Consider the following 21918-nt stretch of genomic DNA (forward strand, 5'->3'; position numbering starts at 1 on the left):
TCGTGTCTGATCGTCCCAAGGCAACTGCTCCCAAAGCGCCTACTTCTACGACACCTGTGCGCAGGGCCGCTGCTTCCAAGGCACCGGCTGCGAAGGGCGGCACCGGCTCATGGCTGGCTGGTTTTATTACCCGTGCTGCCGCCGGTATCGTCTATGCCGTCGTCTTTATCCTGTGTCTCGTTTTGGGTATCGTGCCAACGGCTATCTTTGTGTCCGTCATGAGCGGCTTATGCTGCTATGAGTTCTTTCGCATGACGAAACTCGATGGCAAAGTGGCCAACGATCGCCTGGGTATCGCTGCTGCCGTGCTTTTTCCGCTCTCGGCACTGGGCGACTCGCTGCTGTTGAATGCCCTGCTTTTTGCTCTGATGCTTGCGGTGGGCATTTGGTATGTTTGGTCGCCGCGTACCCGCATATCCGATGTCGCCGTGACGCTCATGGGTCCCATCTATACCGGTTTTATGCTGTCGGCTATCGTGCTGCTGCGCGATGCTGTGCCCGGTTTTGCCGGCGCCCTGCTTTCGGTGGGTGTTTGCGCGTCTCTCTGGGTCTCCGATTCGTTTGCCTATATCGTGGGTAGTCGTATCGGTAAGCACAAGATGGTCCCCAAGATTTCTCCCAAAAAGAGCTGGGAAGGTTTTGTCGGCGGCATTTTGGGGTCTGTCTTGATCTGGCTCATCCTGTGGGCGACGCATCTCTATAAGCTGAGCTTGCCCTATGCGCTGCTGTGCGGCGTGGTCGTGTCCATCCTGGGCGTTATCGGAGACCTCATCGAGTCGCGCATCAAGCGTGGCGTGGGCGTCAAGGATTCCGGCAACCTTATCCCGGGCCATGGCGGCATGCTCGACCGTAGCGACTCGCTTATCTTTGGCTGCATTACCGCGCAGCTGCTTTTGATGGTCGGGGGCGTGCTGTAATGTCATTCCAGACGACATATGGCCCCGATGGACGCCTTCGCGTTGCCATCCTGGGTTGTACGGGCTCTATCGGCACGCAGGCACTCGATGTGTGCCGTCAGCATGCCGATCGGCTGCAGGTGACGGCGCTGTCCGTCAATTCCAGCACCTCAGAGCTCGTTGCCGCCGCCCGCGAGTTCTCGGTTCCGGCCGTTGCCGTGGCCGATGTCGCTCATGGTGATGACGCCGTGCTGCAGGAGCTGCCCGAGGGCACGGATCTCGGTGTTGGTGCGCAGGCGGTTTGTGAGCTCGCACGTCGCGATGATGTCGACTGTGTGCTTGTTGCTATTGTGGGCGCCGCCGGGCTCGAAGCGAGCCATGCGGCCCTGACCTCGAACAAGCGCCTTGCTCTTGCCAACAAGGAGTCCCTCGTTGTCGGTGGCGACCTGCTGATGCCGCTGGCCCAGCCGGGTCAGCTCATTCCGGTCGACTCCGAGCACTCCGCCATCTACCAGTGCTATCTGGGGGAGAATCCACGCGAGGCCCACTGCATTTGGCTCACCTGCTCGGGTGGTCCGTTCTTCGGCCGTACGCGCGACGAGCTCGATCGCGTGACTCGCGCCGATGCACTGGCGCATCCCACGTGGTCTATGGGCGCTAAGATCACGATCGACTCCGCTACCCTCATGAACAAGGGCCTGGAGCGTATCGAGGCCATGCATCTGTTTAACTGCGACCTCGACTTTATCAACGTTGTTGTGCAGCGCCAGTCCAAGATCCACTCTATGGTTGAGTTTGCCGACGGCTCCGTGATGGCGCATCTTGGTGCTTCCGATATGCGTATTCCCATCCAGTTTGCGTTCTCGTTTCCCGAGCGCTGGGATACTCCGGCGCCTCGTCTCGATTTTCGCGAGCTGGGGCAGCTCACCTTTGATGCCGCCGATATGGACACGTTCCGCTGCCTGGCGCTGGCCGAGCGTGCCGGCAAGACGGGCGGCACCATGCCGTGCGTGCTTAATGCGGCCAACGAGGTCGCTGTCGATGCGTTCTTACACGACGGCTGTAGCTTTACCGATATCGACCGCGTTGTGGAATCCTGCATGGATGCGCATGACACACAGGCGGTTACCTCGTTTGAGCAGCTTCGCGACATCGATGCCTGGGCGCGCGAAAAGGCCGCTCTGGTGCTCGCCGCAACCCATTCCTAACCATAAGGATTTCTTTTTCGATTTATGGATACTGTTCTGAGCGTTCTCTCATCGGTCTTTTGGGGCCTTCTGATGCTTTCCGTCCTCGTGTTTTTGCACGAGGGCGGCCACTTTTTGGCGGCGCGTGCCTGCGGCGTCCGTGTGACCGAGTTCTATTTGGGCCTGCCGTGCCGTTTTGACATCCATCACACGTCGCGTCGCATCGGAACCAAGTTTGGCGTGACGCCGCTGCTGCTGGGTGGTTATGCTGCTATCTGCGGTATGGACCCGACCAATGTCTCGTGTGCCGACCGCGTGCTTGCGGCGATCTATCGTCATGGTCGCGTGACCGTGGCCGACCTTGCCGCCGAGCTCGAACTGCCCGAGGAGGACGTGCTCGAGGCCTGTGCCTTGCTGCTGGGGTGGGGTTCCATCGCTCCTTGGTACGAGGAGGGGGAGAAGCCCTCGTCGAGCTATTACCCCACCAAGTATCAGACGCTGCCGCGCGATGAGGCGGGCTACACCACCTTTGACGGGCGTCGGTTTGATCGCGAGCATGCGACCGCCGAGGGCGACGTATGGGAGCTGCCGTGCGATAAGGCCGAGTTCCTTGCGCAAGAGCGCTCGCACACCTATCTTGGCCAGGGTTTTCTCAAGCGCGCCTTTATGTTGCTCGCGGGCATTGTCGTCAATATCCTGACGGGCTTTTTGCTCCTTATGAGTATTTACTCTATCGCCGGCGTATCGGTGCCGGTCGATAGCAATGTGATCGGTCAGGTCGACGAGGGTTCCATTGCTGCCAAGGCGGGCATCGAGGCCGGCGACACGATTCTTAATGTCGATGGCGTGTCGTGCTCTTCCTGGATGGACGTATACGATGCGATCGGAGCGGCCGCCGGCAAGGACGATATTGCCATTGAGTATCAGCGCGATGGCAAGCATCTTTCGACCTCGGTCGCGCTCAAGGAGGATGAGCGTTTGGGCGTTTATGCCTCTACGCAGGTGGTCCATTTGGACCCCATTACGTCGGCGCGCCTGTCGTTCTCCTATGTTCAGCAGACTGCTGAGGGCGTGATGCGCCTGCTGCAACCGCAACATACGATGGAGGTTCTCGATCAGTCGACCTCGATCGTGGGCATCAGCGTTATGTCATCCCAGGCTGCAGCCGCCGGCCCTGCAACGTTTTTGACGTTTGCCGCGCTCATCTCGTTCTCGCTCGGCTTTATGAACCTGCTGCCCATCCCGCCGCTCGATGGCGGCAAGCTGGTTATCGAAATCATTCAGAAGATTGCGGGCCGCGAGCTGCCGCTCAAGGTTCAAACGATCGTGAGCTATGTGGGCATCGCGCTCTTTGTGCTGCTGTTTATCTACATGCTTCGTTCCGACATCCTTCGATTTATTCTGTAGGGGAGTGTTTGGATTGTCTTTATCCCATCCTTTGCCGCGCGAGCTGACGCGCCCCGTATATGTGGGCGGTGCGCAGATCGGTGGTGGCGCTCCGGTGGTGGTCCAATCCATGACCTGCACCGATACCGCCGACGCCCAGGCAACGCTTGCTCAGGTTCGCGCCTTGGCACAAGCCGGTTGCGATATCGTGCGCGTGAGTGTGCCCACCGAGGCCGCGCTTGAGGGTTTCCGCACCATCTGTGCCGAGTCTCCGGTGCCGATCGTTGCCGATATCCACTTTAACCACAAGCTGGCCATTGGTGCCGTTGAGGCCGGTGCCGCCAAGCTCCGCATTAATCCCGGCAACATCGGCGATTGGGCCAAGGTCGATGCCGTGATCGATGCTGCGGGCGCTGCCGGGTGTGCGATTCGCATTGGCGTGAATGCCGGTTCGCTCGAGCAGGATATTGCCGAGCGCGACGATCTTACGCAGCCCGAAAAGCTCGTGATGTCGAGCGAGCGCTTCGTCAAGCATTTTGAGGACCGCGGTTTCACCAACATCGTACTTTCCGCTAAGGCCCATAGCGTGGCCACAACGCTTGATGCCTATCGCGCTCTGTCGCGCGAGATACCGCATGTTCCGCTCCATCTGGGCGTGACGGAGGCGGGGACCAAGCTGCAGGGCACCATCAAGAGCTCCGTAGGCTTGGGTATCTTGCTTTCCGAAGGCATCGGCGACACCATGCGTGTGTCGCTCACGGCCGATCCGGTCGAGGAGCCGCCGGTCGCCTGGGGTATCCTGCAGTCCCTTGGCCTGCGCCGCCGTGGTCCCGAGATCGTCTCGTGTCCCACGTGCGCTCGTTGCCAGGTCAACCTCATTCCCATCGCTGAGGAGGTCACCGAGCGACTGAAGAACTATTCCGCGCCGCTTTCCATCGCCGTGATGGGATGTGCCGTTAATGGCCCCGGCGAGGCTTCCGACGCCGACTTGGGAGTTGCCTGTGGACGAGGTCAGGGCCTGCTCTTTTCGCATGGCCAGATCATTGGTAAAGTAGCTGAGGATCAAATTGTCGACGCGCTCATGGCCGAGGTCGACAAGCTTATTGAGGAGAAATAAATGACTCGAGCAATGTATATGTCTAAGCTTTACGCGCCGACGCTCAAAGAGGATCCGGCGGACGCCGAGCTTGCGAGCCACCGTCTGCTGCTTCGCGCCGGCATGATCCGCAAGGAGGCCGCCGGCCTGTATTCCTATCTGCCGCTCGCATGGCGCTCGATTCGCAAGATCGAGAACATCGTGCGCGACGAGATGGATGCCGCCGGTGCCCAGGAGCTCATGATGCCCATCATGGTCGATGCCGAGCTGTGGCGTGAGTCCGGCCGTATCGATGCCTATGGCAAGGAGCTCGTACGCTTTGATGACCGTCACGGCCGTGAGTTCGTGCTGGGTCCCACCCACGAGGAGACTGTCACCGCCCTGGTGCGCAATGAGCTGCGCTCCTATAAGCAGCTGCCCGTCAACCTCTACCACATCCAGGATAAGTTCCGCGACGAGTTCCGCCCCCGCTTTGGTCTGATGCGCGGTCGCGAGTTCATCATGAAGGACGCCTACAGCTTCTCCGCCACGCAGGAGAGCCTGCAGGAGGAGTACGACAAGATGAAGCAGGCCTACGCCAACATCTGCGAGCGCTGCTACATCAAAGCCCTGCCCGTCGTTGCCGACTCCGGCGAGATCGGTGGCGATACTTCCGTCGAGTACATGGCTTTGGCCGACGCCGGCGAGGCTTCGCTGGTCTACTGCGACGATTGCGGCTTTGCTGCCGATGACGAGGCGGCAAGCACCAAGGTCGTCGTGACTGAGGGCCCCGGCGACGGTACGCTCACCAAGGTCGAGACTCCGGGCATGGGCACCATCGAGGCCGTCGCCAAGTTCTTCGGCTTCCCCGAGAACGGCACGCGCAAGTCCCTGGCGTTGATCGATGCCGAGGGTAAGCCCGTCGTGGCCATCGTCCCGGGTGATCATGAGCTCAACGACTGCAAGGCCGAGCATGTCTTTGGCAAGGGCTATCGCATGATGACCGACGAGGAGCTCCAGACTTACAGTCTGCATAAGGGCTTTATCGGACCGGTTAACCTGCCCGATGGTATTCGTCTGGTCTGCGACGAGAGCCTGCGCGAGTCCAAGCAGTGGGCTTGCGGTGCCAACGAGGTCGATTATCACTTTACCGGCGCCTGCCCCGAGCGCGACTTTACCGTCGATGAGTGGGCCGACCTGGTCACCGTCGTTGCCGGCGATCCCTGCCCGCACTGCGGCAAGCCGCTCTCTGCTGCCCGCGGCATCGAGGTCTCTCAGGTCTTCCAACTGGGTACCAAGTATTCCGAGGCCATGGGTGCCACCTTTATGGATGAGGACGGCAAGGAAAAACCGCTGATCATGGGTTGCTACGGCGTGGGCGTGTCTCGCTCGCTTGCTGCCGTCGTGGAGCAGCACAATGACGAGCATGGCATCGTCTGGCCGGTCTCTGTCGCTCCGTACGAGGTGGCGGTGATTCCGCTCGATCCCAAGAAGGAGGAGTGCGCGACCGTCTGCGACCAAATCGTCGAGGGCTTGTGCGCCGTTGGTATCGAGGTCGTCGTGGATGACCGCGACGAGCGTCCCGGCTTTAAGTTTGCCGACAACGACCTTATGGGTTTCCCATATCAGGTCGTTCTGGGTAAGCGTGGTCTCAAGAATGGCACGGTGGAGCTCAAGGACCGTGCTACCGGCGAGCGTGAGGACGTGGCGATTGACGAGGTCGTCGCCAAGGTTGCCGAGCTGGTGAAGGCTGCCCGTCGCTAATCGACGTTTCTGCTATTAGATGCAATTACAGGACTGCCCCGTATCTCTCTTAGGATGAGAAGCGGGGCAGTCCTTTTTGTTGCGTGAATCAGCTCGACGGGTAACAGAAAACCCCACAGCCCAAAGGCTTAATAGTGACAAGTAACTATTTTGTCGCAGAGAACGGTGTGACCCGAAGGTCACGCCGTTTTTCTGTGTTCATAGGTTGTTTGCGTGATGATAGGCTCGGAAATAACGGGAATATCTACATCGTCCACGAAGTTGAAGAAAATCTTCACTTTCTGCTTGCGCTTGCCGCTGGATTTGTCCGGGGCATAGACGATGATTTTCTTGATATACTCGTTCACGATGGTCTGTGTCAGCTCCTCCACATCCACATATTTCTGTGTCAGGGCGATAAAGGCATCCAGACCGTCGTTCATTTCTTCCCGCTGTTCCACCCATTCTTCGATAACTTCAATTTCGAGCTTTAACCGTTCCTGCTCCGCTTCATAGTCCGCAGACATCTTTCTGTATCTGTCCTGATTGAGATTTCCAAGAACATAGTCCTCGTACAGCCGGGCGATGATGACATCCAGATCGGCAAGGCGTTTCTTTGCCTGTTCCAGCTTCTTTTTGTCATCCCGGATGCTGCGCTCCTGGTCAGTCCTGCGGCATTGCAGCCATTCCTCCTGAAAACCGTCCACATCGCTTCGGATATACTCATTGACTGCCCGGATGCGTTCCAGAACGATTTCACGAAGCACATCTTCCCGGATATAGTGGGCAGTACAAGTACCACGGTTGCTCTTGTAGTTGTTGCAGACGTAGTGATCCTGCTTGCCCTCAAAGCTTTTGCTTGTGGCAAAGTGGAGCTTGCCGCCGCAATCGGCACAAAACAGAAGCCCGGAGAACAATCCCTGCCGTTCCGCTTTTGCGGGGCGGCGTTTGTTTTTCCTCAGTTCCTGCACCCTGTCAAACTGTGCCTGAGATACAATCGCTTCCTGTGTGTCCGGCAGATAAAACATATTCTCCGGCTCATTGGGAATCCGCTTTTTCAGCTTGTAGGACTTGGAATAAGTCTTGAAGTTGCAGGTACAGCCTGTGTACTCCTGCCGTTCCAAAATCCCTGCAATGGACTGGTTGCCCCAGTGGTACGGTCTTTCCGGCATCGGCTTTTTCTTTCGCTTGGCATAGAGTGCCTTTGCGGTCATAATCTGCTTTTCTTCCAGAATCCTTGCAATCTGCTCCGGGCCTTTGCCGTCAATGCAAAGGTCGAAGATGAGCTTGACTACCGGAGCCGCTTCTTCATCCAGAATCCAGTGATCCTTGTCCTCCGGGTCACAGCGGTATCCGTAGGGCGGTTTGCCCATGTGCTTCCCACTGGTTCCTCTCTGCCGCAAACTGACACGGACTTTCTTGCTGGTATCACGGGGATACCACTCGTTGAACAGATTACGGATTGCGGCGAAGCCCTCGCTGTCTCCCCGGTTGCTGTCTACGCCATCATTTATAGCGATAAAGCGGACATCATAACTCGGAAAGATAATATCCGTATATTGTCCAACAGTCAGATAGTCACGACCAAAGCGGCTGAGGTCTTTGACCAGCCAGCAGCCCACAAGCCCCTGCTTGACAAGCTCAAAGCCTTCCTGCACACCGGGACGATTGAAGTTCGTCCCCGTATAGCCGTCATCCACCAGAATTTTCAGGTTTGTATACCCGTGGTCACGGGCATATCGGGTTAAATACTCTCTCTGATTTGCGATACTGTTACTCTCGCCTTCCTGGGCATCCTCGTTGCTCAGACGGCAATAGAGAATGGTAATTTTCTGCTGATCCAACATAATATCCTCCTTCGGTGGTTGGTCAGCCGACAGTACCGTTGTGCATATTGGAATTATATCATGCTTTTGTGTCGCAGTCATTAACAAATCACCCCCTTGTCAGAAAAAATGAGCCGTTTTACCTTGTCGGTAAGTGGCTCATTTCCATCACACTCCGTTTCAATCACATACCATGTGTTTCCGATCTTGCACTCAATGGTTTTGCAGAAAGAGGACTGTGCCGCTTCCCAACGCTTGCGGCATTCTTCCAGAAAATCAATAGGCGGCTCAAAAATCGGATCGAAGCAGGAGCAAATATCAATATAGCCGATGGCATCGTTGATTTCTTCCATCGGGGCATCTTCCATAATCATCTTGTTAATTTCATCTACGGTTTTCTTCATAGGCAAATAGTTCCTTTCTTAAATTTCCATGTCCTGTCCACGATTGCGGGCAGGGTGTTTGTGTTCATACAGTTCCTTTCCCCTGGCGAGGATGGCATTGATAAAAGCCCAGACCTTTTCAGATGCAATCTCAATCGCATCCAGGAAAGGCTGGGCTTTTTGTTTCAGCTCCTCATAGTCTTTGTTCAGTTTTTCAAAACGGTCTTTCCATATCTTTGCGTTTTTATCTGCCTGCTCGAATTTCTGCTTGTATTTCAGCTTCTCAGACTTTTCCGCAAAGCTGCTGACCGCATAATCCTTTAGCGTGCGGCACTCATCCGCCGTCATGGTAACATTTCCCGTAATGGGATTTTTCTTGCCCATCGACTCAATCTCATGTGCAGTCATAGCAACAGACTTAGCAGCCTGAGTTTCCTTTTTCAGAGCTTCCAGTTTCTTTTTCTGCTTCTCCGTGGCAGCTTTGGCATCCGCTAAGCTCTGCTCGGCCTGTGCCACCTGTCCGGTCACAGCTTCCAAACGCTGCTGTTCGGCCTGTACCTTGAACTGTGTCACCGTCAGATGTTCTTCGGTGCTGCCACATTCTCCACGCTCTACATCGGTATAACCAGCGTTTCGCATGAAATTGAAAAAGTCATCCTGCAGCACACTGTAGGACGACTTCAAAATCTTTTTCCCTTTTGCGTTCAACATAGGATTTCCGTTTTCATCAAGAACGGGTTTGGATTCCCACTTCTTACTGCGGCTGACCTGTGTGATCGTTTCCTTTACCGTTCCCCGGAGGGATTCATCCTTGCATCGCTTCGACCACAGGATTTGTTTCTCCACCACCGGGATATAAACCACATGAAGGTGATAGTGGTACACATCCTCACCCAGAGCTTCCGACATTGCCCGGTTGCGCTCGTCGGCATGCATTACAGCGGAGAGGATATACTGCTCACCGCCCACGATCTCCACGGCGGCTTTATAGGCATCGGCATAAAACTGTTTTGCAAACCCATAGCCGCCGTGGTTGTAGAAATAAGCGGAGTTCACATCGAAAACCAACTCGCCATATTTGACGGCATCCGGTTTCAGCCCTCTGGTGGAGATGATCTTGTCCTGCTCCATCTGCTCAAACATTTTTACATAATCGTCAGTGGGAGACTTGAAGTGAACATTCAGCGCAGTACGTTCCGGCACGATGTCCACATTGGAATAACGGTCTTTTTCACGCTCATTGTGTTCCTGTACTTTTGTCACATCATCCGGAGTTTCCAAGTCCTGATTTCTGGCTAAGGTACGATCAATTCCATCATTTCTTGCCATAGATTTTTGTCCTTTCTTTAAGATTTGCAGACAGCGGAGGGCTGAGGAACGGCACTTTTTCAAAGTGTAATAACCCACTATTACACTTTCATCCATGCTGGCTACAAAGTGCCGTGGGCTCTCCGAGGGCTCTCCCGAGGGGGAATGCGGTCACTGCGGTGACCTCTGCTGACCAAGGCAAAATGTCTGCGCCTTTTACCTTGGTCAGCCCGTCTGCATGAAGCTGTTCTGCGGAACATTTCTTGCAGACGATGGCAGCGAAAACCGTATCTTTCACTGCCTGTCCATGGGCAGCACTGCGGTGCGCCTATGGGGACGGGAGATGCGGAGGGCTGTTGCCGGGGTATCACTTCTCCCGTCTTTTCTGCCATACGATGTCGTAACCAAGCACAGCGGCAAGCTCCAATACTTCCTTGTATCGTATACTTTCCCGCTGTAATTTTGCGGACAGGTTGGAAACGCTGTCGCTCCATCCGTACTCGTCCGAGAGCAGGTCAACAACTTCCTGCATGGTCATCCCGGCACGGATGATCTGTGCCTTTATTTCGTTGCGTATATTCATATTGATAAAATCCTCCATAATTCAGTTCATGTGTCGGTGCAACCTCTGCGCTCCAAGGTGGAGTGGATGCACCGAACAGTGAAAAATCTGCAATCTCCGAAATCCGTTCAGAATTTCGCTTGTGATGTCCTGTCCATATATGACCATATCCCACTTTGCCGTTTTGTGTGGTTTGGTCTGGAACAGTGAAAACACCCATTGTTCCGTGAACAGGGTACACGGTTCAGAGAAGCACGATTTCGTGAAATAGTTTCGTCCTGCGGTCAAAAACTTTGCTGTTTCCATTACCATTGATTTTTAATGCCCGAAAACAGGTCAGCTTTGAAAGCTGCTGTTTCCTATAACGGAAGAAAACAGGGGTAAATGCTGCGTACATACGTACAGAGCATGACTGGCAAAATCAATCCCGCCAGTCCTCCGGTACGTACGTACACGGCGAAACATCGTAAAATCCATTTATATGAGGTCTTGCCACAGCTTCCACGCCCATAAAGCCCCACACCCGCCGTCCGGCAGAGTTGGTGATGTTGTTGCAATGCTCCAGATTGAATCTCCCGGCATTGGCAATCATGGCATCGCTGAAGCTACGGGCTTTCAGCGGTGCAAGAGAGTTTTCCTCACACCACATCCGGTAGATTTCATAGAAATCCTTAGAGCTGATGGAAGCATCCGCTTTCAATCGGATGTATCCCTCCGACTCCATGAAATCAAAGATATTGTTGTTGTCACGCTTGACCGCTTCCCGGTTTTTCCGGATACGGTCACTCTCCGTAAACTTAAAGTTGTTGGCAACAAGCCGCTGTAAGCCTTCAAATGCCCACAGGAAGATACCCTCGGCTTCAGCTTTCATCTTCTCTGCAAGGTCAGGATCATCGGCTCTGTCCATGGGCTTTTCTTTGGTGGTCAGCACAAGCTGTCTGCGGTAAAAACCATCGCTGCGATCATATAGGGCTTGCAGATCACCATTGCTGAATGCCAGCAACCGGGCAAACATCCAGCCCTGATAACTCTGCTTGCCCTTGCGTTCCAAGTCCATTTTGCCCTGTGCAGTCACGATGGATTTTACATAGTTGGTCTGACGCAGAGCTTCCATCCGCATATCATCATCCACGCACAGCAGGATGTGTTCCAGATCGGCACGGGCAAAACGGTTTTCAGAAATCTTCCCGATGCTGCCGTCTTTCATATTCGTGCCGAAGATGGTGGACAGCACCGCACCGATTTGAGATTTACCCTCGCCACCGTTGCCTTTAATCACCATCATGCGCTGCCCCTTGTTGGAGGGAATCAGGCAATAGCCGATAAACTCCTGCAAAGTTGGAATGTCCTCGGCGTAAAGCAACCCATCCAGAAAGTTCAGCCAGATCACCGGTGCAGGAGCATCGGGATTATAGCCGACAGGCAGACGGCTTCGCACGATAGCCGGTCTGCCTTCGGTGAAAGTGCCGTTCAAGAGCAGCGTACCGTTGGCAACATGGATGCGATCCTGCTCCGGAGGGAAGTCAGACACCTGCGCTTCCAGTTTCAGCACTTCCAGAATGTTGGTGATCTTCCGTGGGATGTTGTTCACGGCACAAAATTTCAGCTTGTCGTAAATCTCCCCACGCAGAGGAAGGTCATCCGTCACTCGACCATCGGGCGTGAAAAAAGCTCCGTTTGCGAAGATGATTCTGCGCTCATGCAGAAATTCTTCACAAAACAGAGCTTCGTTGATGTTCTGCCCGTCAAACCAGACAGGAAAATTCATATTAGGCGTTTTCCGGTTCTTCGCCACGGTGCGCCACCTCCTTTTTCTTTCGTGCGGTATACTCTTGCAGAAAAGCAATTTTGTCGTCCTGCATCAGCTTGTCCACCAATGCCACCCGTTCTTCCAGATCACCCACCGTCAGCACATCTGCCATATATTCGATATAGCAGTGCATCTGGCAGGCTTCCACAAAACGGTCATCCAGAGCATCTTCCGGTGTCTTGGGTGCGTATCGTATTTTCCAATCTTCCAGCAGATGCAGATAATCCGTCAGCACCCGGAAACACAGCATTTCATTCTCCCGGAACTGACGGATATAGGGACGCTTTGGCTTGACCATAGCTGCGGCAGTGGGCGGTTTCGGGTCAAGCCCGAAGTCCGCAGCCAGCTTTTGCGCTGCTTCATAACTGCTCAGATCGAACAGTCTTGCCACAAGGTCGATTACATCCCCCTTGGCTCCGCAGCCGAAGCAGAAGAAATAATCCTCGTTCAGCTTCAAGCTCGGATGCCTGTCGTTGTGGAACGGGCAGCAAGCCATACCATTGCGGTTGACATTCAGCCCGTAGTGTTTTGCGGCTTGCTTTACGCTGATTGCCGCCTTGATGATTTCATAGATTGTCATAGAAAAACCTCCGTTCATAGTATTTAGAAAGCACGAAACACCCGCCGTGATTGGCAGGGGTTTGGCTCCTTCTACTATGGTTATGCCGGATTTTTCAAAAAACAGGCTAATCGGAGGACAACCCCGTTTCAAAAAACAGGACAACTTATGGATAGATGTAGATTTCTTTACATTAGCATGATAGAATTAAGAAAATGAAAAAACAGGACAGGAGGGGCAAGCATGAACCAAGAACTGATGACATTGGATTTTTGGCAGGATACGGTCATATATGAGGGAAAAACACTTCCTGTCGGCGCTCTTGCCTGTGATGCGCTGAATGTCCCTGCGGATACCATCGCAAAGATGAACGAGCAATGCGAGAAAATCAATCTGCTGCTTGGAATATTAAACGCCGGACAGGATGCTTCTGCACTCTGTCCTATTGCAACGGAAGCTGCTCTGACGATGCTTGATATTCTCAGTCAAACACCGCCGTTCTCCTATATGAATATCTCAAAGCACAGAGAACGGATTGAAAAAGTCTTTACTGTGGACAATGCGCTGAAATATGTGGAGTTTGCCATAAAAGCCGCAACCAATTCTTTGCAATTTGAAGAAATCCAGAACTTTGCCGATGCGATGATGCTCCAACGCTATACCGCAGTTTTCGGGCATCTGGCATACTCCCTTGGGGAATACCAAACGGCCATGCTTGATTTTGCAGAAAAATCAGACGGCAATGAAGCAGAACGCACCGCAGAGGGTTTTGCAAAAATGTTCGGCGACTATTTTCCGCCGGAGTTCTCTATCACGGAGGGCAATGCCTGGATGTCTACTTTGAATAATTCCGTTCAGTATATATCGGTCATCCGTCCCGGCGAAAAAGTTGCGAAGCTGGTCAAGCGGATGCACTATGTATCCTTTGTAGGGATGTTCCGGTCTGATCTTTTTGAGGGCTTATGTGTTGGTCATGCCCCGAAAAAATGCAAAATCTGCGGCAAGTGGTTCCTCACCACCAACGCAAGGCACACCAAATACTGCGGCGGCTATGCACCGGGGGACAAGCTGCACCGCACTTGCCGACAGATCGGCAACCTGAAAGGCAGAGAACAACGGGAGCTTGCGGACGATCATCCGGTGAAACAGATTTATGAGAAACGGCTGAACACCATAAACCGCTATGTGAAGCGTGGTACTCTGGACGCTGATCTTGCAGAGGTTATGAAAAAGCTGGCAAAGGATAAAATGCTTCGAGCGCTGAGCAATGTCGCCTATGCCAAAGGTGATTACGAAAAAGAGATGGGACAGGCTGCTTTGAAGAAAGAAGCAAAATTACGGACGAAATGAGGAATATGTAATGGCACAGAAATATGATTTAACTGATATTGGGAATGCGCTTAGCCGGGTTATGGACAATCCTATGACCAAAATAATCCGTTCTGGCTCTATTGGTGTGTTGGGCGTAGTAAACCCAGTTGCGGGAATTGTAGGCGGAATAGGAAATGATCTTCTATCTGAATACAATACCTTCAAACTCGGCCATCTACTGAACGGTCTTGCATCTGGCTTTAATCTCGAAAGAAGATTGAACGAGCTTTACAACTATGTAAACTCCAGCCCGGAAAAGGCTATTATCGTAGCCAATCTGTTCAAACAAACCGTAAATGCAGAATGCCCAAAGGTTTGCGTTATTTATGGTCTAATTCTTGCAAACCATTTAGAAACACTTACAGAATTCACGCACGAAGAATTGATTGTCTGTAAAGCTTTGGAAAACGCTACGGATTATGATCTGAAGAATTTCAAAGAAATAATGGAGAACTATCTTAAGCCAACATCAAATGGAAGAAGAATTGTATTTCCAAAAGACTTTGCAGATATTGCTGCTTTCACCACCACATGCGATTGGTGTGTATATAATAGAATCTTTGTTTCTCGCACAGCAGAGTGGGGTGAAATGGAAGAAGGCATTTTGGATATGAGCACGTACTATTACGAGGCAAATCCTGCATCTGTTCTTCTGGATAATATAAATGCTGCAAGACAAACTTGGAATTATGGTTAATTATTCCCGCTGATTACTTAGAAGGGAGGTGCGCTATGCTAAATGATTTTTCGTGGAACATGACCGGATACATACCGAAGCACCAAGTTAATCCACACGGTGACGGCATCATCCCCTATGTGGCAGAGCGCATCTTCCAACTGGAACCGGAACCGCCAGCGGTGGACAGTCTGAATGAATATATCCTGTCTGCTTTGCGGGAAAAGAATTTGCTATATTTTTCGTTCTTTCTGCACCACTACGAAACGCAGCTCAACAAGCGCATCAAAGGCTTTCTCAGTGTGGACGGCGGCAATCTGTACGACACAGACCGATTTATCGATATAAAGATCTCCTGCCGGGAGCAAATGCTCCAAAAGCTGATGGACTATGATCCTGCCAAGGGTGCGGAGTATGCTACATACATCTATCCGTTCATCTGGGATTCTATGCTCCGTTTCCGCATGGGCGAAGAAAAATGGTCGGTATCCTCTCTGACCAATTACAAAATGGTGCGATCAATGGCGTGGCTGTACCATAACACCAAAGATGCGGTCAACCAGTTTTCCAAGAAGTATAACTGCGACCTTGCTCTTGCGGAAGAATATCTGAAAGTTGTCCGTGGAATCCGCAACCAGCAGCCGTTCTATATAACGGACGAGGACGGCGAGGAAACAGGCGAGGATATAGCCCTTGACGATAGCTGGAACTATACCGACATCCTCTGGAACGGCATACAAGCAGAAAAGGTACAGCGGGCATTTGAGAAGCTGAATTACCGGGAACAGACCTTGCTCGAAAAACGGTTAGCAATCTGTATGACCTGCGGGCGAGTTGGCTCATGGAAGAACCGCCCCACTTTTGAAGAATTGGCGATTATGTTTGAGGGCAGCACAGCCAGCGGTGCAGAGCGAGCCTACCGGAAAGCGGTGGACAAACTGACAGAACTGCTGGTTGCCGAAGGTGCGCTCCATGCTGTCCGGCTGAAACAGAAAACCAAAACCAAGCGCAAAAAGAAAATCGCCGCCGCAATCTACGAATATCAAGCAGACTGCGACGGCGAATGGGGCGAAATTTCAGTTGATTTTGAGAACGGCACAGCAGAGATTATCCGACTTGCTGATTGGGATACAATTAAAACGAACTGGTTTGCCAAGGAGGCGATCCGGTATATTTTATCATTGTCGCCTGATGCTCTTACAAAATATATGCTCGTCCCCCTTGAGCCGCCACTTATATCTTGAATCCTTACAACCACTGTAAGTGGTATTTGCTGTGTTCCCATGCTATCATTTTATTACAAATGATAGGAGGTATTCACATGAAACCCATTTTGAATATTGAAAATTTAACAAAAATCTATGGCAATGTGCCAAGTCAAACAAAGGCACTGAATGGGATCACCTTCCAGGTGATGCCGGGAGAGTTTCTCGGCATTATGGGAAGCAGCGGTTCCGGTAAATCCACACTGCTCAATTGTATTGCGACTGTGATTCAACCCACAGGTGGAAGCATTCAGGTGGAAGGCGATACTCTGCAATCCCTCAAGGGAAAGGCTCTTGCAGAGTACCGTGGCAAAAAAGTTGGTTATCTATTCCAGAACTTTGAATTGCTGGACAACCTGACTGGCAGGGAAAACATCCTGCTCCCGACTTCCTTGCATGGGGTATCCGAAGCAGAAAGCAGCCAGCGGCTGAAGCAGTTGGCTGACTATCTGGAAATCACTGATGTTCTGGATAAGTTTCCGTCCAAGATGTCCGGCGGCCAGCGTCAGCGTGTTGCGGCAGCAAGGGCTCTGATCTTACATCCCCAAATGATCCTTGCCGATGAACCGACGGGTGCGCTGGATTCTAAGAACGCAAGAAGTCTTATGGAGAAGCTGTCCGGCCTGAATCGTGACGAACAAGCTACGATCCTGATGGTAACCCATGATTCCAATGCCGCCAGCTTTTGCAAGCGCATTCTGTTCATCCAGGACGGCGTGATCTTTCATGAGCTTCGGCGTGGAGACGAAAGCCAGCAGGAGTTCTACGGGCGCATCCTGAAGGTGATGGCGCAACTGGGAGGGGGCAGCGCAAATGTTCTCTAATCTCATTCTTCGGAACAGCCACCGCAGCCGAAAGGAAAACGGTCTGTTTTTCAGCTCCCTGGTGATTTCTATTGTTGCCTTTTACATGATTCTTTCCATCTCCACTCAAGATGTGATGCTCTTTTTGCAGAAAATGGAGAGTGACGCAGTTGACAAACTCCTGCTTCTGATTCCTGCGTTTTATGGGATGACCCTCGGTATTCTGTTCTTTTTGATCTATTTTGCCTGCAAGTATCAGTTCGAGCGCAGACGGCATGAGTTTGGTGTTTATCTAATGTTGGGGATGCGTAGAAGTAAACTGTTTGGTATGCTTCTGGCGGAAGATTTCCTGACCAGTATTCTTGCCATGCTCATAGGCTTACCTGTGGCTGTGGTGCTTTCAGAAATTGTCAGTCTTGTCACCGCCAAGCTGGTAGGCATGGGGATCATCGGTCATCAGTTTTCTTTATCCTGGTCTGCAATTGAATGGACGCTGGCAGGATTTCTGGCAATTAAGCTGACGGCACTTCTGATTTTGAGTGGACGAATCAGCCGCCAGGAGATCGGTACTTTGCTATCCCAGCCAACGAACCGCCCCAAAAAGCAAATGCCATCTGTTATCTATGGACTGGCTGCTATATGCGGAAGTGTGATGTTGGCAGTGGCTTACTACATGGCGATTCAGGGAATTGCATGGACAAAGGTAAGTATGATGGGACTGACTTTGCTGTTGGGCATAGTTGGTACGATGCTGCTTTTCTATGGGATGCGTGCGCTGATTGCTTTGATTGTTAAGAAAGGAAAAGGAAATAAGCAGCTTCATGTATTTACCTTCCGGCAGATTCAGGAGAATGTTATTCATCAGTCAACCTCCATGGCCATCAGCTCCCTGCTGATTCTGGCGGCGCTGTGTTGTTTTGGTGCGGGCGTAGGAATTGCAGGAACGAATAGCCTGTCTTCTGGCCATGTAATCGACTATACTTTTGAAGATCATACTGCAGAAGATTCATCGCAGGTTCTTCCGAATATAAAGGCAGCCCTGAAAGAAAACGGTTTGGAAAATCAATTTTCAGAGCTTTTTGAAATGAGGGTTGGGCGTATTCGCACCACAGAAGATTATGATAATGCCTACAGCATGGACGCTGTTATGGACTCTCTTCGGAGCCTGCCCCAGTCGGAAGACCGGGATGTCCTTCTGAACAATCTTGGTTATGCCACATACCCATATTTGATTTGTTTATCGGACTATAATCGTTTGTTGGAATTGTCCGGCAAACCGGCTCTCCAATTAGGCGAAAAGGAGGCCGCTGTCTATATTGATACAGAGTTTACTACGGTAAGTCGTACCGCAATGCTGAACCAAGTATTGGCCGGACAGCCCAAGGTGGAACTGGATGGTAGTCCGATTCATCTTACAGGAGAGGTTCAGTCTGTGAATTTGGTCACGGACCGTTCTATAACCTTGTCCTTTGCATTGATTCTTCCGGATGAAGCATTCCTATATTATAGCCAGGGAATGTATGATACCTATGTCAATGCGGTGCTCAGTGAGCAGGCTCTGGATGGAAATAGCCTTATGACTGCATATTTGGATTTGAACGAGAAGCTGGACGAAACTGGCATTGAATATGAAAGCTATCTTCAGAATATAGGTCGTCAGCTTTTCTACACCATAGCATCCAGTTATATTACCCTCTATCTTGCGATTGTTTTCCTGGTAGTTGCCAACACCATCGTGGGTGTTCAGTTCCTGATGAGTCAGCAGAAAACCGGGCGCAGATACCAGACCCTGATCCGCCTGGGAGCTACTTACGAAACCCTTTGCCAGTCTGCTGGAAAGCAAATTACCTGGTTTATGGGACTTCCTGTATTGGTTGCGGCTGTCAGCAGTCTGTTTGGAGTCAGGGCGTTATTTACAGGGATACTCTCGTCCCGAACCCGTGGGACAGTGTCTGAAATGCTGCTTGTATCTGCTGCTATGATTTTACTACTTTGCGTGATAGAATATATTTATATGAGAGTGGTCAAGCGCTCCAGTGATCGGTATTTGCTGACACTGATGCAGCCGCAGAGAGAAGAATAATTTGGAAGGAGGTGCTGTCATGAAAAGAATTGCTGTTGTGGAAGATGAAGTCTATATGCGGGAAGAACTCTGCGATATGCTCCAAAAGGACGGCTATCTTGTGGAGGCAATTACCGAGTTTGAAGATGCCGCTCGGCTCTTGGCAGCCCTCCGCCCTGACCTTGTGATCTTAGACCTGAACTTGCCGGAGATCAGTGGCTTTCAAATCTGCCAGGAGCTAAAGAATAAAACTGCTATCCCCGTCCTGGTGCTGACTTCCAGAGATCAGGTAAAGGATGAACTGCAAGCGTTCCAGTTGGGTGCCGATGAATATTTGACGAAGCCGTGCAGAAAAGATCGACTTCTTGCCAGGGTATCCAATATTCTCAAAAGGTATGAAGGCCGTACCAATCTCATAGAGGGACCAGATTTCCTGTTAGACCAGCAGACCTACACGCTTTATATTCATAATACCTCTGTGGTGCTTCCAAAAAATCAGGGAAAACTGTTGGTCGCTCTTTTGTCCGGCGGCGATGCTCTGGTCACGACGGAGCAGCTTTGCATGGCACTATGGGGAAACACGGAATACATAGATGAAAATGCCTTGCAGGTTAACCTAACCCGGCTGAAAAAAACGATGTCCGCCCTTGAAATGAAGCAGCGAATCGTTGCAGTTCGAGGAATGGGCTACCGTTTGGAAGCGGAGGTGTCTCTATGAAGCAGCTTTGGCACATGATAGAACGGTACTACCCCTGGCTTCTGTTGCTGCTGGGCGTGGATTGCTTTTGCGCTGTCATTCTTTGGATTTCTGACATTCAGGTATTTCAAACCTTGATCGGGTTAGTAGTTCTGACGAGCATCCTTTTGTTTTCAGCGATTCTGTTTGTACTAAACAAGAGGGAGAACACCCACATGGAACTGTTCCGAGATTTCCTCAGTGATCCTACCATCTGCAATGAAGAACGGCTGCTCAGTGCCATTAGTCAGAAAGAAGGAGAATCTGTCCGATTTTTGGCTTCGGTTTTACGGGAATACAAAACGAGAGTAACAATATGGCGGATGCCCTACGGGACTATGAAGAATACGTGGAGGGCTGGGCACATGAAGCGAAAACGCCCCTATCGTTGCTGACCATGCTCTTGGATAACCGGAACGATGAAATCTCTCCTTCCCTGCAAGCAAAGCTGGATTATGTCCGCAGTCAGCTTCAGGAGGATGTCACGCAGATGCTGTACTATGCCCGGTTGAAGAGCAGTACAAAGGATTACCGATTTGAGGATGTCAATTTGAATGACTGCTTGGGTGAAGTTCTGGAGGACTATGCCCCACTTCTTGAAGAGAAGCATTTTGTCATTCTCAACAAACTGCAATCTGAAACAGTCTATACAGACCGTAGAGGACTTCAGTTTATGTTGGGACAAATCGTTAGCAATGCCATCAAATATAGCAGCGATAGTCCCATGCTTACAATTTCCGTGATACATTCGGAGACTGCAGATATCCTTTCTGTTGAAGATAACGGCATTGGCGTAAAAAAATATAATCTGCCGTACATTTTTCAAAAGGGCTTTACCGGGGATTCTACTGACAGCAGAAAGAAGACTACCGGTATGGGACTTTACCTGGTTAAGAAGATGGCCGACGATCTAAATCTTCATCTGGAAGCAGCTTCCCAGTGGGGAAAGAGCTTCAAGATTGTCATCTTCTTTCCTAAATTGAGATCCAACGGAGGGAAATAATATAAACAGAAAAACGCCCGCAGGATTTTCTCCTGCGGGCAGCGTGTTGTCAGCTATCCCAAGGCTTGTATTCTGTTACAGTTTTCAAATAGGTTTCGGGATCGCCGTTCAAGATAAGGTCTGCATACTCCAAAGGAGCGTTGTAGATCAAATAATCCAGCTCTGACCGCTGATACATATTGTCAGCAATCTCGTTCTCAACGACGATAGTGTCAATCGCAATCATACTGCCGTCGCTGAATTTCACTTCCACACAGCAATTATCCATATTGTAGGCACAAGATATTAAGGTTTTCATGGTATGTCCTCCATAATTCGTAATATAAAGCGAAAATCCCGTCTGACTTTCTGTTAGAAATCAGACGGGATTTGTCCGTATGCACCCCGGAAACCGTCAGCTAACAGTTGATAAGTAAATTAGTTCCTTATCACTGTTAAGCCAATGAGCTGCGGGGTTTTCTTTGTGCCTCCGATGCGAAGCGAATCGCTCAGATATTACTGATAATCGACGACGTCGATCCAGTTCTTCAGGAACTCATCGTTCACGTTGCGCTTACGAGCGAGCTCGGATGCGGCGACGATGCTCGTCCACTGACGCACGACCTGCATGGGCATGTCGGCGCGGTCGCAGTAGAGCTCCAGGTAGGCCTCGGCCTGATCCTTGCTGTTGAGGGCAAAGAGCAGGTAGGTGGTGGCAACGTCGGCAGCAGGGGAGCCCTGGGTGGCGTGTGCCCAGTCGCAGACGTACAGCTGGCCATCGTCGCCGACGATGACGTTCGAAGGGTTGAAGTCGCCGTGGCAGACCTTGAACTCCTTGGTCATGCCGTCCAGACGCTCCTGAAGGTTGTAGCGCGTGGTGGCATTGAGCTGATCAAGGCTGTCGATCATGCGGGCGAACTTGTCGCGCTGACGGTTAAGCAGCGGGGAGGTGTAGCCGTGGATCTCGATCTGGAGGTCGACGAACATCTCGAGGTACTCACCAAAGCGCTGGGGCTCGGCAGTCATCTTCTCGGCAAGGGTAGTGCCCGGAACCTTCTCGGTCACGAGCGCCCAGCCGTTGGCGTTCTCGAGCTGGGAAACCTCGAGAGCCTTGGGGCTGCGGATGCCGCACTCATTGATGCGGGCAAGATTCAAAGCTTCGTTGAACACGTCGGAGACGGGCTTGGTCTCGTTAAAGACCTTGACGATCTTGTCGCCCAGGTCGTAAACGACCTTGTTGCCACGGCGGACGAGCTCGGTCTTGGAATCGGGTAGCAGCATGGTTGCA

The 21918-nt window shown here is 51.8% G+C and carries 20 protein-coding genes; 12 read left to right on the forward strand and 8 right to left on the reverse strand.

Annotated features, from left to right (window positions below):
* Positions 1-2 precede the first annotated feature (2 nt).
* From AB5Z25_RS02555 to AB5Z25_RS02575, 5 genes are read left to right on the forward strand one after another with little or no spacing between them, the layout of a single operon-like run.
* Positions 3-917 carry a phosphatidate cytidylyltransferase gene (locus AB5Z25_RS02555; protein WP_368134721.1) on the forward strand — a complete coding sequence of 305 codons (915 nt, stop codon included), beginning with the start codon at positions 3-5 and terminating at the stop codon, positions 915-917.
* A complete protein-coding gene (gene dxr / locus AB5Z25_RS02560; RefSeq protein ID WP_368134722.1) occupies positions 917-2104 on the forward strand; it encodes a 1-deoxy-D-xylulose-5-phosphate reductoisomerase in 1188 nt (395 codons plus the stop codon). The genes AB5Z25_RS02555 and dxr overlap by 1 nt, the downstream gene beginning before the upstream one ends.
* Before the next feature lie 24 nt (positions 2105-2128).
* On the forward strand, positions 2129-3490 hold the full coding sequence (locus tag AB5Z25_RS02565; protein WP_368134723.1) for a M50 family metallopeptidase: 1362 nt from the start codon (positions 2129-2131) through the stop codon (positions 3488-3490).
* A gap of 13 nt (positions 3491-3503) precedes the next feature.
* Positions 3504-4586 (forward strand): flavodoxin-dependent (E)-4-hydroxy-3-methylbut-2-enyl-diphosphate synthase, encoded by a 1083-nt coding sequence (gene ispG / locus AB5Z25_RS02570; protein ID WP_138112668.1) that lies wholly within the window; start codon positions 3504-3506, stop codon positions 4584-4586.
* Positions 4587-4598: 12 nt separating this feature from the next.
* Entirely contained in the window at positions 4599-6308 is a 1710-nt protein-coding gene (locus AB5Z25_RS02575; protein ID WP_368134757.1) for a proline--tRNA ligase, read from the forward strand.
* Between the two features lie 179 nt (positions 6309-6487).
* On the opposite strand, the gene AB5Z25_RS02580 is transcribed toward AB5Z25_RS02575, so the two are convergent.
* The 6 genes from AB5Z25_RS02580 to AB5Z25_RS02605 all read right to left on the reverse strand — a co-directional run bounded on the left by AB5Z25_RS02580 (position 6488) and on the right by AB5Z25_RS02605 (position 12756).
* Positions 6488-8134 (reverse strand): recombinase family protein, encoded by a 1647-nt coding sequence (locus tag AB5Z25_RS02580; RefSeq protein ID WP_199572093.1) that lies wholly within the window; start codon positions 8132-8134, stop codon positions 6488-6490.
* Positions 8135-8214: 80 nt separating this feature from the next.
* Positions 8215-8517: a hypothetical protein gene (locus AB5Z25_RS02585; protein ID WP_033121834.1), complete on the reverse strand. Its 303-nt coding sequence runs from the start codon at positions 8515-8517 to the stop codon at positions 8215-8217.
* A gap of 18 nt (positions 8518-8535) precedes the next feature.
* Positions 8536-9825, reverse strand: coding sequence for a plasmid recombination protein (locus AB5Z25_RS02590; RefSeq protein ID WP_368134724.1), 1290 nt, complete (start codon positions 9823-9825; stop codon positions 8536-8538).
* 346 nt (positions 9826-10171) lie between these two features.
* Entirely contained in the window at positions 10172-10405 is a 234-nt protein-coding gene (locus AB5Z25_RS02595) for a type 2 periplasmic-binding domain-containing protein (RefSeq protein WP_229028283.1), read from the reverse strand.
* 382 nt (positions 10406-10787) lie between these two features.
* Positions 10788-12161 (reverse strand): DNA primase family protein, encoded by a 1374-nt coding sequence (locus tag AB5Z25_RS02600; protein WP_227351978.1) that lies wholly within the window; start codon positions 12159-12161, stop codon positions 10788-10790.
* Complete coding sequence (locus tag AB5Z25_RS02605) at positions 12136-12756, reverse strand: CHC2 zinc finger domain-containing protein (RefSeq protein WP_033121509.1); 621 nt, start codon at positions 12754-12756, stop codon at positions 12136-12138. Before AB5Z25_RS02605 ends, AB5Z25_RS02600 begins: the two co-directional genes overlap by 26 nt.
* 222 nt (positions 12757-12978) lie before the next feature.
* On the opposite strand from AB5Z25_RS02605, the gene AB5Z25_RS02610 reads away from it, so the two are divergent.
* The 7 genes from AB5Z25_RS02610 to AB5Z25_RS02640 all read left to right on the forward strand — a co-directional run bounded on the left by AB5Z25_RS02610 (position 12979) and on the right by AB5Z25_RS02640 (position 20651).
* On the forward strand, positions 12979-14085 hold the full coding sequence (locus tag AB5Z25_RS02610; RefSeq protein ID WP_033121508.1) for a DUF6076 domain-containing protein: 1107 nt from the start codon (positions 12979-12981) through the stop codon (positions 14083-14085).
* Between the two features lie 10 nt (positions 14086-14095).
* A complete protein-coding gene (locus AB5Z25_RS02615; RefSeq protein ID WP_055228676.1) occupies positions 14096-14803 on the forward strand; it encodes a hypothetical protein in 708 nt (235 codons plus the stop codon).
* A 35-nt stretch (positions 14804-14838) separates the two neighbouring features.
* Positions 14839-16026 carry a sigma-70 family RNA polymerase sigma factor gene (locus AB5Z25_RS02620; RefSeq protein ID WP_033121506.1) on the forward strand — a complete coding sequence of 396 codons (1188 nt, stop codon included), beginning with the start codon at positions 14839-14841 and terminating at the stop codon, positions 16024-16026.
* A 77-nt stretch (positions 16027-16103) separates the two neighbouring features.
* Entirely contained in the window at positions 16104-16871 is a 768-nt protein-coding gene (locus AB5Z25_RS02625) for an ABC transporter ATP-binding protein (protein WP_033121505.1), read from the forward strand.
* Positions 16861-18933 carry an ABC transporter permease gene (locus AB5Z25_RS02630; RefSeq protein WP_055228677.1) on the forward strand — a complete coding sequence of 691 codons (2073 nt, stop codon included), beginning with the start codon at positions 16861-16863 and terminating at the stop codon, positions 18931-18933. Before AB5Z25_RS02625 ends, AB5Z25_RS02630 begins: the two co-directional genes overlap by 11 nt.
* Before the next feature lie 19 nt (positions 18934-18952).
* The gene (locus AB5Z25_RS02635) at positions 18953-19630 is read left to right on the forward strand and encodes a response regulator transcription factor (RefSeq protein WP_368134725.1); all 678 of its coding nucleotides are present in this window, start codon (positions 18953-18955) and stop codon (positions 19628-19630) included.
* Positions 19631-19964: 334 nt separating this feature from the next.
* Positions 19965-20651, forward strand: coding sequence for a sensor histidine kinase (locus AB5Z25_RS02640; RefSeq protein ID WP_368134726.1), 687 nt, complete (start codon positions 19965-19967; stop codon positions 20649-20651).
* A gap of 49 nt (positions 20652-20700) precedes the next feature.
* On the opposite strand, the gene AB5Z25_RS02645 is transcribed toward AB5Z25_RS02640, so the two are convergent.
* Both AB5Z25_RS02645 and AB5Z25_RS02650 read right to left on the reverse strand, forming a co-directional pair.
* Complete coding sequence (locus AB5Z25_RS02645; protein ID WP_033121501.1) at positions 20701-20949, reverse strand: DUF6061 family protein; 249 nt, start codon at positions 20947-20949, stop codon at positions 20701-20703.
* 197 nt (positions 20950-21146) lie between these two features.
* Complete coding sequence (locus AB5Z25_RS02650; RefSeq protein ID WP_006236119.1) at positions 21147-21911, reverse strand: aminoglycoside phosphotransferase family protein; 765 nt, start codon at positions 21909-21911, stop codon at positions 21147-21149.
* Between the last annotated feature and the right edge of the window lie 7 nt (positions 21912-21918).

The sequence above is a fragment of the Collinsella aerofaciens genome (assembly GCF_040910325.1).
GTDB lineage: Bacteria > Actinomycetota > Coriobacteriia > Coriobacteriales > Coriobacteriaceae > Collinsella > Collinsella aerofaciens_BL.

What these genes read in the sequence shown, in the direction of transcription:
- AB5Z25_RS02605 (WP_033121509.1), bottom strand. Translation starts at nt 12,756, where the DNA reads ATGACAATCTATGAAATCATCAAGGCGGCAATCAGCGTAAAGCAAGCC.
- dxr (WP_368134722.1), top strand. Translation starts at nt 917, where the DNA reads ATGTCATTCCAGACGACATATGGCCCCGATGGACGCCTTCGCGTTGCC.
- AB5Z25_RS02595 (WP_229028283.1), bottom strand. Translation starts at nt 10,405, where the DNA reads ATGGAGGATTTTATCAATATGAATATACGCAACGAAATAAAGGCACAG.
- AB5Z25_RS02640 (WP_368134726.1), top strand. Translation starts at nt 19,965, where the DNA reads ATGGCGGATGCCCTACGGGACTATGAAGAATACGTGGAGGGCTGGGCA.
- AB5Z25_RS02630 (WP_055228677.1), top strand. Translation starts at nt 16,861, where the DNA reads ATGTTCTCTAATCTCATTCTTCGGAACAGCCACCGCAGCCGAAAGGAA.
- AB5Z25_RS02565 (WP_368134723.1), top strand. Translation starts at nt 2,129, where the DNA reads ATGGATACTGTTCTGAGCGTTCTCTCATCGGTCTTTTGGGGCCTTCTG.
- AB5Z25_RS02585 (WP_033121834.1), bottom strand. Translation starts at nt 8,517, where the DNA reads ATGAAGAAAACCGTAGATGAAATTAACAAGATGATTATGGAAGATGCC.
- AB5Z25_RS02590 (WP_368134724.1), bottom strand. Translation starts at nt 9,825, where the DNA reads ATGGCAAGAAATGATGGAATTGATCGTACCTTAGCCAGAAATCAGGAC.
- AB5Z25_RS02650 (WP_006236119.1), bottom strand. Translation starts at nt 21,911, where the DNA reads ATGCTGCTACCCGATTCCAAGACCGAGCTCGTCCGCCGTGGCAACAAG.
- AB5Z25_RS02580 (WP_199572093.1), bottom strand. Translation starts at nt 8,134, where the DNA reads ATGTTGGATCAGCAGAAAATTACCATTCTCTATTGCCGTCTGAGCAAC.
- AB5Z25_RS02615 (WP_055228676.1), top strand. Translation starts at nt 14,096, where the DNA reads ATGGCACAGAAATATGATTTAACTGATATTGGGAATGCGCTTAGCCGG.
- AB5Z25_RS02635 (WP_368134725.1), top strand. Translation starts at nt 18,953, where the DNA reads ATGAAAAGAATTGCTGTTGTGGAAGATGAAGTCTATATGCGGGAAGAA.
- AB5Z25_RS02625 (WP_033121505.1), top strand. Translation starts at nt 16,104, where the DNA reads ATGAAACCCATTTTGAATATTGAAAATTTAACAAAAATCTATGGCAAT.
- AB5Z25_RS02645 (WP_033121501.1), bottom strand. Translation starts at nt 20,949, where the DNA reads ATGAAAACCTTAATATCTTGTGCCTACAATATGGATAATTGCTGTGTG.
- AB5Z25_RS02610 (WP_033121508.1), top strand. Translation starts at nt 12,979, where the DNA reads ATGAACCAAGAACTGATGACATTGGATTTTTGGCAGGATACGGTCATA.
- AB5Z25_RS02575 (WP_368134757.1), top strand. Translation starts at nt 4,599, where the DNA reads ATGTATATGTCTAAGCTTTACGCGCCGACGCTCAAAGAGGATCCGGCG.
- AB5Z25_RS02620 (WP_033121506.1), top strand. Translation starts at nt 14,839, where the DNA reads ATGCTAAATGATTTTTCGTGGAACATGACCGGATACATACCGAAGCAC.